This is a genomic window from Nonomuraea sp. bgisy101 (genome assembly GCF_057708945.1).
The window spans coordinates 1-11606 of the sequence record NZ_JBYITD010000078.1 but is presented as its reverse complement, the minus strand read 5'-3'; the positions used below and the strand labels follow the sequence as shown (position 1 = coordinate 11606).

Sequence of the window (11606 nt, the reverse complement as noted above, 5' to 3'; positions counted from 1 at the left end):
CGGGTGAGAACTTTCTCCATGGTTGAAGGGGCGGACCGCTGCCCGTCCCCCCGGGCGCGCTGGCCGGTCTGCGTGCCCGGCTGCGGCTCTTCGGCCGGTCCGGGCACGCACCGCCCAGCGCGCCCACAGATGTCAGATGTCACCAGTTAACGCCGTGACGATCGCTCACTTCGGCGATCTCCGAACCAGCGGGGCGATCGGCTGCCGCGCGGCTTCCGGTGCTCGGGCCGGGCGGCCCTGCGCTCCGGGTCCGCTTGCCACCGGATAACGGGGTTCTCCGACTGTCGACGGATGCCGGGCCAGGTACAAGCAGCGGGCCCTAGCTAGGCAGGACCATTGGAAACTTGTACCTCATACTTCTTGAAGTGCACACTAGATGAAATGCTATGAGCGACAGAGCGTAGCGCCAGGACATATTTCACATACTCCTCCTCACTCAGGCTCTGCCCTTCCTTGCTTGAAATGGCAGATCTAGCATCTGACGCCTCATGCACTAAAATGTTTCTTCGTTCCTTGATGTCGATAAGCGTGCTGTAGGTTGCTTCATAACGCTTACCTTTGTAAACATACCAAGCCTTGTAGGGATCGCGCTTGAAGCGGAATGCACTCTTGAGAAAGTTGATCATTCCATGGATTGAGCGACCATTTGAGCGGAGCCTCTCGATCTCCATGTCGATCAGTTCTTGGCGTAGACTTTCTATCGAAGAGAGTCTGTGAGTCATCGAAAACAACTGCTCATAGGACAGGCTCTCCTTCTTTCCCGCCGACTCGAGTATTACCTGAGGATGTCTTGCCAAGAGCTCCTCAATCGTCTCTCGGAGAAACACTTCGAAGCTGGTCCACTGAAGCAGGAAGGCTGCGCGAAATAGGAGAAATTCGGCCCGTTTCACTACTTCATCGACCTTCCCTAGCGAGCTGGCCAACTTTAGGAAATGCTTTTGAGCCGCCCTGGCCTGCACTGGGTCGGATGGATCAAATGTTAAATCGGTCGCAACTTTGGCCTTAACTACAACGCTCAACTTGATGCTGAGAAAATCGATCTCGGGCGCCTTGAAATCTGCTTCTCTCTCGCTTTCAGGCGGCCAAAGAATGACCGGGATGCCATCGGAAGGGCGGATCCGAACCGGGCCAAGCAGGCCAGCCTCCGCCTGATTGACTACATCCTGAAGATTTCGACCCGTTTTCTGAGCGTATTCTTCATATGGAAGCCAGCCGGCCGACATCTCAAGAATGTCACCAATAGTGACGTCGGCCATTGAAAACGACCGACGCTGAGGCGCCGATTTGTCAAACGTAATATCGGCGAGCTGTTCTGGCGGAGTGGAAAGAAGGAGTTGCTGGGAAAGCGCGTATGATATCGAGGTGAGTGAGATGAGTTCCTCGATTTCCTCACTCCTGGCGACATAGGCAGCGTAGGGCGAGAACCTCTCCAGGTTGCGAGGAGCAGCCGAGGAATCATCATTGGCTATCTCGATATTGTTTATGTTCGCGCCTTCCGGCAACCCAGACATGTCCATAGGAGCATCTTAGCCTGGTTCCACGGCGTGAAGCCCGAAGTTCGAGCCTGAAAGTCACATGAGGTGCCATTTGAGCTGGGAGAATGAGTGCTCTTTATGCTGCCGTCGGCCCACTGCGAAGGACACCGTAAGGTAGAAGCCTTACCCCGAGCCGCATTCCGCGTAGTTGATAGGGCTGGAGACGCGGATTCGAGAGTGTGAGCTGGGTGACATGGTGGTGGCTGCAAGCCCCCACGAACAGGAGGGAGGAACTGCGAGGGGATACCTCAAGATCCCGAGCAAGGCGGATCTGCCCCCTTGTTGATCGCGGCCTCGTAGAACGGGTCGGCGAGCGCCACGATGATTCCCTTGATCGTAGGCCCGTCGGGTTCAAGCGGATCGATCCATCGCAGATCAGAGGAGCGTGGAAGCCGGGCAAGTACGGGAGCGCTGACGACCTCTGGATCCCGAACCCCCACTACGTGCGGAGATGAGCATGCGCGACCTCGAGTTGGTCAACTTGGCCATGTCGGCCCGATCGTCTTGCGGTACCGGCGCGGCGATACCCGCGCAACAGTAAGCCCCGGGCGGCCTGTGTCTGCAAGAATCGGTGCGTGGGCGACATTGACCTTGAGACGCTGCGTGAGCTGCTTCGAGGCGTCACACGGGTTATCAGCGACGGGAACATTCAACGGAACCTCGACGAGGCTTGTGAACGTCTTGGTCTACCAACGCCACTAGAGGGCGACTCGAAGCATAATCAAGTACTCAACAGTTTGAAGGCTCTCCCCGATGCGCAACTGTCGGAGGTAGCCAGCCGGGTTCTGAAGCAGTTGTCGATTGAGGCGAACACTCGTAACGCCATTCAGGACGTGCTGTGGGCGGGCGAAAACGGGCCGCCGATTCCGAAAAGGACACGGCGGGAAATTGCCCGCTCTCTCGATCTAGAAGACCTTATCCATAGCGCCGATAGATTTCTGGCTCTCTTGGAGAGCTTGTGGGTGCTGGATGACCTGTTTACGTTCGGGGAATTTCTCGGCGCAGGTGGGGCGAATCTCCGCGCGCGTATTCAGCAACACGTGTTCCGTAACCCTGGTGATTGGTCCACCGAAGAACTTCTAGAGAACCTGGGTGCTTTCGAGGCGTCGGACAGGCGATTTGTGCTGTTCCTGGAAGGGCTAACCTCCGCTGATGTAGTTCTCGACGAACCGGCCCAGCGTCGCATCGTTACAGCAATGAATCCACACCTTCGAGCATCCGGTCTCGAACTACGCGATATCGATACCGATGGCGGCTATCCCGTGTTTGCCATCGTATCCACACGGACGAAGCACAACCGGCGTCCAAAAAATCTGATATTTGCGTCCCGCACGAAGCCGGACATCCGGCTACCCAATGCCATAGATAATGACATTGAGATCCTCGGCGATGCCGACGCCGTACTCGTCTACGACCTCCCCATCGGGCCAGAGGGCATTAGATGGCGCGATCTTCAGGCGTGGTGGAAGGACACCCACCAACTCCACGACGACAAGGAAGCAAAGAAGTCGCTTTATAACCGGCTCCAAAGCAGCCTTCCTGAAAGGAAAGTTTCGCCGCCCCAACGCCACCTCTGGGAGCTTTACCACGAAATTCACGGCCCTGCCGTTCCCGACCTGCCGGCGCTACTGCCTGAAGTGTGGCTGCACTGGGACCCGAAAACCGTCAAAATGCGCGGCCAGGACGCATTGCTGAGGTTTCGCATGGATTTCCTCCTCCTCATGCCTCACGGTCAGCGAGTAGTGCTCGAAGTCGACGGTCAACACCACTACGCCACCGACAGCAAGCCGGACCCCGCCGCGTACGCAGCCAACATGTGCGCTGACCGTGACCTCAAGCTCAGCGGCTATGAAGTATTCCGCTTCGGCGCAAGTGAACTTCAAGATAAGCAACACGCGCGCGAGATGGTCCAGCGGTTCTTCCGAGACCTATTCACTCTATTTAGGGTGTCCGCTCTCTAGATTGCCATTACGGAGCCTTACCACACCGAGCTTTCCTGAGCCCCCGTAATACCTTGATTGTGCCCGCGAGATGCCGTAAATGATGCGCACCGCGTACCGGTCTACTAGCCCTTGAGGTGACGCTATTGCTGTGCCGCCGATACGCGCGGAGAAGTACAGCCGGTCGGCGGCGATCCGGTCGATGTGGATCAGCGTGCCGTCCAGCACGAGGTAGTGCAGGCCGTCCGCTTAGCTCGGCGTAGCGCCTGGCCAGGCTTAGTTGAGCGCCCAGACAGCAGCTTCATGGTCTCCTCCACATGCCGCCACGCGATCGCAGTGGAGACCCCGAATCCGGACCTCAGCTCGGGAAACTTCTCTCCCTTGCGCAGGTAAATCAGCACGAGCAGGGCTTGCTGTCTCGGGTTGAGCAGTCGCCATGTCGACCCGATTGTCTTGCGGTGCCGACGGAGGAGGTCGGGCGACGTAGTTCAGGATTGAGCGCGACAAATCGAGGGCAGCAGATAGAACAGCATCCGAGGCCCCTGGCTGTGACCGAAGTAATTGCGGTGATCAACCCCTCTACCAGAGGTTTCGCCATGTCGTCAGACGAACGTCACTCTCACTATCATGATGTGATCAGCAACCCGCCGTCCGGGGATGAAATAGCTCAGTGGACAACACTTCGCCGCCCGGAAATCCCTCACCAGTTCCCGGATCATTCCCAATCCCCTCCCAGCGCAGGTCGCACAGCACAGCGCACCCGCGATAACTGCAGGGGGACAGCGCGACGAGGCCTCGCTGCTCATCTGACTCCTAATGCGGTACTCATTGGGGCTGCCGCAGGGCTGCCGTTCCTCGGACCTGGCGGCCCTGCGGTACGGGTCCCCTTGTCATCGGATGACGGGGCAGGTCGCCGGCCGGGGTGTCTGTGTTCAGCGGGATACAGCAACACCGCCTCATACGATCACACATCCCAGCCCGCACGTATCACTAGACCAGGGCGAGGAACTCGCTACGTCGTGACTTGCTCCCGTTTGCAACCAGGCACTCTTTTGGTGCAGATGAAAGGATGTGCCAGCACGTGATCTCGCGGATGGCTCCGGTGGTCCGGAGCATGGGGAGTCGCTCTTGCGTGGGGCTCATGTGGGTGATCGGAGATGGTGAGTGTCGGAAAGTCTCGCGCAGCTTGTGCTGTCCTTCATGGACGAGGAACTCGTTCTCGACCGGGGACATGTGAACGCGGAGGCTCGGGGCAATCTGATGACCTTCGGCTTCGCTTCCGAGGGCTTCGACGCGGGGCCGGTGGAGCAGGCTCTCGTCGCGGTCGGTAAGCGGCTCGGTTTGCGGTTCGCTGACGTCGCTGGGCCTGTGACGTTCTATGCCTGGTACGACGAGCAGGCCGGCCAGCTACGGTGTTCGGTGGCCTCTGTAGAGCCGCATAATCTGCCCTTCGGAGGCGGATTCCGGCCTGTGGACAGCCCCGTGCCGGTGGTCGCGCTGATGGCCGCGGACCCACTGCCGGGTGTGGTGCCGTGGACGGATCTGCGGGAGGTCTCCGACGAGGACGATGCCAGCCCGGACGAGCAGGTCGAGTACACCTTCCCGGTATTTGCCGTAAAGCTCACCCGGTGAAGTGGGCGCGTTCATTGACGTGGTGGGCAGCCTCGTACAGCAACACCGTCTCGCACCATCACCAGCCACCGGACCGTGTCTGCCACGTGAGCAGGACCAGACGCGGTGAACGAGGTATCTGCACTTCCCTCGTAATGAAGTGTTCGGGTACCCAGCCCCTACAGCCGCGGCTGTGGTGTGAAGACCGTGCTGGATACCTGACGAGGGTCCCCATGCGGTCTGTTCTTCACCGCACCCCGAGAACAAGAGGATGAGCTATGGGGCGTTCCTCAAGATCCCCAGGAAGGCTGACCTACCCCTTGGTCGATCGCGTGCTCGTAGAACGCATCGGCGAGCGCCACGATGATCCCCTTGACCGCAGGCCCGTCGGTGAAAAAGTAGTCGGCCATGGTGTTGTGCGCCTCCTGGTTGTCAGCGACGGCCTCAGTGACGGCGGACTGGAAGTCCTGCGACTCCATGAACTGCTTCTTGGTGTTCACTCGGGTCTGCTGGACCAGGTCCGGGTTGGCGAGCAGTCGCTGCACGAGCCCCTGCACGAACTCCCGGATCTGGGACTCGACGAACGACTCGGCGCCGAAGAGGTCATTCATCTTGTGCCCTCTTGACGTGCGGTGGTGGCTACCGTGGTGACTACAGCTACGACAGCCGTGTCATCGTCGTGGCAACACCCGTGTGATCGGAAAGCCCATGATGATCGACTACAACGTCAGCGACCACTGGTCCGATGACGATCCCGATTGGCCGAAGTCCCTGGTCTCCTCGCTCGACCGCCGTCACGGCCTCAGCAGCGTTCTGCCGCTCACGGTCATCGTCGAGGAGATCGCCGAGTGGGTCGAGCTTGCCAGCGGCACCGACGCGTGGAAGAAGCCCGCCAACCGCTCCTCTCTCCGGTTAGACCTCGACGAGTCGGTAGGCGCGGTTGGCACAACCCTCAGCAATCACATCGCAGGGAAGCTCGCCGCATTTCGAGCAGCCCTATTGCACCTCTCCACGAGCCCCTCGGCGGTGCTCGTCCAGCCGCCCGGCACTCGTACTGACGCGGCTTGGACAAACCTGCTCTCCACCGCGCGCGAGCTTCTCGAAGAGCTCGACTCGGACGATGCGGCACGCGCCAGCTGGGACGATCTGGTCGCGACCGCGCAGGATCGGACCCTGGCTCGGCGCGAGTATCGCCCTATCGCTGAGCTTCTGTTCGAGCAGCTGCAGCGGCGGGGTCTCAGCGCGGAGGGAGCCTTCCGCGATCTCGTGTCGATCGTGGCCTTCGGCCGCGACCCTAACGATATCCCCGTCGGCGAGAAGGACGTGCCCCTCGATCAGCGGCTGACGAACGCGCGCACCTTCGTCGGCACACCCGCCCAGGTCGAACCGATCGTCGTCTGGTTGGGCTACCAAGGACGTATTCATCTTCATCTCTCTGCCGGGCGTGTGTCCTTCCTCGACGCGCACTGGGCCGTTCCGAACGCTGAGCCTGGCGGGCAGGACTTCGCCCACAAGGCAGAGCTCTCGGAGCTGGTCCGGGACGGCCTCTTGTTCAAGGTTGCGAAGATGGTCGACGAGGAGTCCGACGTCGACATCCTTGTGCGCGTCGACCTCGGTAACACGACGGCTGCTGGTGCAGTTTCGCGCGCCGTCGACATCGTGGACACCATCCTGAATGTGTCGATGCACAACGCTGGCGGGATCCGTCCGCGGCTAGCTCAGCACGCCGTCATTCGCTCGGGGAAACCCGGCTCCGCCGGCTTCTTGGCCGTTTGGCGTGAGACCGGTTTTCCCGACGACTATTACGGAGCTGGGATTACCGCTGAGGCGATCGAACAACATGGACCGCGGATCGCCGAGGCACTTGCCCGAGCAGAACTCCCCAGGTTCCTGGCTGCGGCCATCGAAGTGCAGACGACAGCCGATCACCCTTTCAGCCGCGATATGGCGCTGCGGAAGCCGTCGGAAGCCGACATCAGCAGCGTGATCCCGCTCTCGGACCGAGTGGCGCAGCACATCGCTGCATACGCGGCCATGGACCCGAACGATCTCTTCGCACTGCTCGGGGAGCGCTGGCCGCATGCCCGATGGCTCACGGATCTTCAGCGCGCAGCGGGGATGTGCCTCCTCGGTGGTGGTCGGCGCGATGAGTTGCTCACCGAGCTCACGCGTGAATGGTTTTCCAGCCGACCGAAGCAGCCGTGGATCCTGCTTCTTGCCGATCGAGCCGATGACTTCCTGTCGCTGTGCCGCCTTGAGCATGAGCGCGCCTGGATCGCGCGGATGTTCACGAGCGTTGGCGATCACGCCACCTACAGCACCCTCATCCATGAGTACACGGCCGAGGGCGAAGTGCTCGAAGCGCGCCGCCGCCGCGTTCGCAACGCATTGGTCCACGGAAACCCCGCGAGCTTCGCGGTGGTGCAGTCCGTCCGTGAGTATGCCGACTTCCTCGGGGGCAGCGCCCTCAACCGTGGTCTCGAGTCTTTCGTCGAAGGCACACCACCCGCCGCAGCTCTGGCGATCAGAACGGACGAGTTCGTCGCAATGCAGGATGGCCAGGATGCCGCAAGCTTCTGGCGTGCGCGGATCGCTGCACAGAATCATTCAGGCGCGGCGTATGGCACCGAGCCGTGATCATATTTCACTCGACGGTTTCACGTCGTCCTAACTCCCCCATGATCGCAGAATTTCGATGCCCAGGAGCGCGCTCTTCTCGGCAGAAGAGGACGACAGCGCGGGTCCGGCCGCCTCCACGATCGGTCAGTCAGCGGGCTATGGGCACCAAGATCTGTGACGCAAACGTCATGTCGTACCCACGATCGTGTCGGCTGGACCTTGCACGGTTTCGGTCCCCGACATGCTCAACTCCAATGACATCTCGTGCTCATGCCGAGCGACGCCTAACAGCAGGTCACAGGCAAGATCTCGGCTGATCAGGAGCACGGTTAAGTGGCTTCGCATCGAAGGAGTCACGGCCTCAGAGCGCGGGGGTTGCTGTACAGCAGCGCGTACAGCAACCCTCGCCTTACGCGATCACACCTCATCGGCCCGTATCTACCGGTCGAACAGGGCGGCAAGCCATCAACGAGGGGTCTGCCCTTCCCTACGGATCAGGTAGTCAGTGCGGCGATGCATCGGCAGACTCCTATTCGATGGCGAAGAAGTCGTCATCCATCTTCTTGATAGTGATGGTCTGGGCTTCTTGGACTCCGCAGTCGTAGGCGACCATGAGCTCTCCTAGGCGGCGGCCGTCGATCAGGATGATCCGGGAGGGAACCTTCTCGGCGAAATCAATGGCACCTGGGGAAAACCGGGTGGTGGCGATAAAGATCCCACGGGACGCCTGGGCGCCCTGGAGAGCGCCGGCGAAGGCCTGGACATCCGGTCGTTGCACCGTCCGGTCGGCGGCGTAGCGCTTGGCTTGGACGTAGACCACGTCCAAGCCAAGCGGATCCTGGCGGATGAGCCCGTCCATGCCTTCATCGCCCGGTCCACCGAGGTGGCGCACCTCGCCTTCGGGGCCACCGTAGCCCATCCGGGTCAGCAGCTTGAGGACACAGTGCTCCAGGAACTGCGGCGGCGCCTGACGAAGTCGCTCGACCAGTTCGTCGGCCAGTGCCGTATGCGCCTCGGTGATGAGCTGAGGGATCAACTCCAGCGGCGGCGCATCCGCCGCGGACAGCTCCGGCTCCTCCGCAGCCTTGTCGGCCTTACGGCGGCGGGTACGGAACTCCTGGTATTCCGCGAACCGGTTCAGCACCTTCATGTCCACCCGGTTCGGGTGCTCGGCCAAGACCTTCAGGCCTCGGTCGGTGATCCGGGTGACGCCTCGACGAGGCCGCTCCAACAAGCCGGCTTGGGCCATGTGAGTGACGGACCATGCGATCCGATTGTTGAAGAGCTTCTGTCCGCCCGACGGCAGCATCTCCGCACGCTCGACCGCGCTCAACTCGAAGCGGTCGGCCATGGATGCGATCACCTCAGCGGACTCATGGTCACCGCCGTCGAAGTGCATCTCCAGAACGGGCCGCATCAAGGCTTGAAAGTCGGGGATCGGCACGGCACTCCTCCGGTTACCGGTAACGTCAATCAGGGCCGCCATGACGATGGACGGGTCGGGAACCTCCTCGGTCAGGCGGTGTGATCTATCTTCAAGCCTGTGCCATGCCGCTGGACAGCGATTGCCTCAATCGACATCTGGAATCTGACGGAGGAGAGCCGAAGCCGGAGGTGACAGTAGCGCTGACAGCAACGTCAGCCACCAGAGGCATCTGACGACAGCCGTACACGACGCTCCGAGTTCGGTTCCCATTGGCGGAGCAGGGTGATTGCTCCGCCTGAAAAGCGGAAGGTCGGCAGTTCGACCCTGCCCCTGACCACCACACTTGAGCAGCAAGGAAGCCCCGAAGCGATAGTCGCTCCGGGGCGTTTTTGTGTCCGCTGACGGCAACAGACACGGCGGACGGTCGTCTACCGGCGGGTGTTAGCGCGGTCCGACAGCATCGAGGCTGGGACCGCGATACTGATGCAGAATGCTTCGAACGCAGTGCCCCGCCGACCTATCGCCAGGTCGAGGCGTTGGGTGTCAGGCGTTTCGGCGCCGCTCTGCTCGGCAACGCCGCCACCCAGGCCATACCCTCGCGTTGCTTCTCCAGGCCGGAGGCCGAAACGATGGAGGACATGATGCGCTGGCTCTGGTTGCCGATCCTTCTTGTCCTCGTCGGGTGCTCGACCACGATGCCCTCCCCGGCGGTGCCAATCCATTCCCGGACGCCACCCAGTGGGGCCGCGGTCCCGTCCAAGACCGTCAGCGCAAGGCAGAGCGTGGTGCGCCTCTCGGGACTGGCACCGTCTTGCGACAAGAAGTTCGAGGGGTCTGGTTTCGTGTATGCGCCCCAGCGGGTGGTGACGGCGGCGCACGTGGTAGCCGGCGTCACCGAGTCTCTCAGCGTCACCAGCGACGACGGCGAGGTATATCCAGCACGTGTCGTCACCTTTGATCCGGATGTGGACGTCGCGGTCCTGTATGTAGCAGGTCTGCCCGCGCCTTCGCTGCTCATTGCCGGCGCGCCGCCCGGCGATGCCCACGTGCTCGGCTATCCGAAGGGCGCAAAGCGTGCGATGGTCCAGCCCATCAAGATAGAACAGGAGGCTGAAGGGGTGGGCCCGGACATCTACGGGAAACGCGAGGTCACCAAAAGTGTCCTCAGCTTCTCCGCCGACGTACGTCCAGGTCTGAGCGGCGCACCACTGGTGGTTCCCGGGGGCACGGTGGCCGGGATGGTTATCGCTTCGGCGACGGATCGCTCGAACCTCGGATATGCACTGACGGCCGAGGAACTCCTGTCGATCACCAAGGACGCAAGCGATGCCACGAGGCGGGTCTCGACCCGGCAGTGCGACGGGGACGGTTAAGCGCTCGCTTCACTCGCGTGAAAGGTAAGGCCAGCGCCGGAGGTGGAGGTCATGGCCGCTACGATCGCTCACTTCGCTACTCGCCGACCGTGGTTGGGGCGATCGACGCCGAGGCCCTCCTTCGTCGGGACTCGGCACCGGGTGACCATGGCTGAGGTGACGGCAACGCTGACGGCAACGTCCCCCACCAGTGGCACACACCCGCCGCCGTCGAGCACCCTCTAACCGCGGCTCATCAAGAAGCAGCAGGGCGATCGCTACACCTGAAAAGCGGAAGGTCGGCAGTTCGACCCTGCCCCTGACCACCATTCCTGAGCTGCAAAGAAGCCCCGAAGCGTTGATCGCTCCGGGGCGTTTTTGTTGCTCTGATGACAACGCTGACGACAGTACGGCTTCGCTCTGGTCCTCTACTCGAAAGGCTGCTTCAAGCAGTCTCTCCCCGGCTGGGGTCGGCTTGTCCGTGAGGCAGCGATTAGCGATCTCTGCGACGCCGTTGCGGCTGAGGACATAGGTGAAGTCAGTCACGCGCACGCCGTCGAACCGCTCCGGCAGTAGCGCGCACTTGAGGTTCTGAAGATCCGCCCTGATGGCAGCACCCCGTGGGGGGTCACCCGCTATGCGGATGTGCGTGCGCTGCTCGCCGATCCGCGGGTCAGCGTCGACGTGGCGCAGCCTGGCTTCCCGCACACTGCGCGCGGCTGTCCGGTGAGGTCCGGCGCGCCCCCGCGCCCCCGGTACGGCTGTCGCCGCGCGAGCTCGACGTGCTGGCCTGGGTCGGGCTCGGCTGCGGCAACGCCGAGATCGCCAGGCGCCTGGGCTTGCTGCCGGAGACCGTCAAGAGCTACCTGCGCGGGGCGATGCACAAGCTCGGCACGCACAACCGGCACGAGACGGTGGTGGCCGCCCGGCGGCTGGGGCTGATGCCGTAGGCCGGGTCACACCCGAGGGGGGTCGGCGGCCATCGCCGGACGGTGGCGGCCGGTCCCGTCACGTCGCGCTGGGAGTGGGGCTCGGCGTCTGCTTGGGGTGCACCACGATGGGCACGCTGGACCTGACGACGCCCGAGCCCTTGATCGCCTGGCCGTCGTGCAGCTTCCAGGTC

The 11606-nt window shown here is 62.0% G+C and carries 9 protein-coding genes and 1 tRNA gene; 6 read left to right on the top strand and 4 right to left on the bottom strand.

Annotated features, from left to right (window positions below):
- Positions 1–323 precede the first annotated feature (323 nt).
- A complete protein-coding gene (locus AC3EO4_RS54850) occupies positions 324–1517 on the bottom strand; it encodes a hypothetical protein (RefSeq protein ID WP_431904683.1) in 1194 nt (397 codons plus the stop codon).
- 593 nt (positions 1518–2110) lie between these two features.
- Here AC3EO4_RS54850 and AC3EO4_RS54845 point away from each other — a divergent pair.
- Positions 2111–3496: an AbiJ-related protein gene (locus AC3EO4_RS54845; RefSeq protein ID WP_431904681.1), complete on the top strand. Its 1386-nt coding sequence runs from the start codon at positions 2111–2113 to the stop codon at positions 3494–3496.
- 188 nt (positions 3497–3684) lie between these two features.
- Here the strand turns inward: AC3EO4_RS54845 and AC3EO4_RS54840 are convergent, their stop codons facing one another.
- Positions 3685–3906 (bottom strand): transposase family protein, encoded by a 222-nt coding sequence (locus tag AC3EO4_RS54840; protein WP_431904686.1) that lies wholly within the window; start codon positions 3904–3906, stop codon positions 3685–3687.
- A 769-nt stretch (positions 3907–4675) separates the two neighbouring features.
- Here AC3EO4_RS54840 and AC3EO4_RS54835 point away from each other — a divergent pair.
- Positions 4676–5107, top strand: coding sequence for a hypothetical protein (locus AC3EO4_RS54835; RefSeq protein ID WP_431904678.1), 432 nt, complete (start codon positions 4676–4678; stop codon positions 5105–5107).
- Between the two features lie 269 nt (positions 5108–5376).
- Here AC3EO4_RS54835 and AC3EO4_RS54830 read toward each other — a convergent pair whose 3' ends face one another.
- On the bottom strand, positions 5377–5697 hold the full coding sequence (locus AC3EO4_RS54830) for a hypothetical protein (RefSeq protein ID WP_431904676.1): 321 nt from the start codon (positions 5695–5697) through the stop codon (positions 5377–5379).
- 97 nt (positions 5698–5794) lie between these two features.
- On the opposite strand from AC3EO4_RS54830, the gene AC3EO4_RS54825 reads away from it, so the two are divergent.
- Positions 5795–7723, top strand: coding sequence for a hypothetical protein (locus AC3EO4_RS54825; RefSeq protein WP_431904673.1), 1929 nt, complete (start codon positions 5795–5797; stop codon positions 7721–7723).
- Between the two features lie 511 nt (positions 7724–8234).
- Here AC3EO4_RS54825 and AC3EO4_RS54820 read toward each other — a convergent pair.
- Complete coding sequence (locus AC3EO4_RS54820; RefSeq protein ID WP_431904670.1) at positions 8235–9149, bottom strand: restriction endonuclease; 915 nt, start codon at positions 9147–9149, stop codon at positions 8235–8237.
- Between the two features lie 253 nt (positions 9150–9402).
- On the opposite strand from AC3EO4_RS54820, the gene AC3EO4_RS54815 reads away from it, so the two are divergent.
- The 3 genes from AC3EO4_RS54815 (at position 9403) to AC3EO4_RS54805 (ending at position 11433) form a co-directional block, all read left to right on the top strand.
- A tRNA-Phe gene (locus AC3EO4_RS54815) sits at positions 9403–9471 on the top strand.
- Positions 9472–9769: 298 nt separating this feature from the next.
- Positions 9770–10504: a trypsin-like peptidase domain-containing protein gene (locus tag AC3EO4_RS54810; RefSeq protein WP_431904668.1), complete on the top strand. Its 735-nt coding sequence runs from the start codon at positions 9770–9772 to the stop codon at positions 10502–10504.
- A gap of 599 nt (positions 10505–11103) precedes the next feature.
- Positions 11104–11433: a response regulator transcription factor gene (locus AC3EO4_RS54805; RefSeq protein WP_431904665.1), complete on the top strand. Its 330-nt coding sequence runs from the start codon at positions 11104–11106 to the stop codon at positions 11431–11433.
- The last annotated feature ends 173 nt before the right edge of the window (positions 11434–11606 follow it).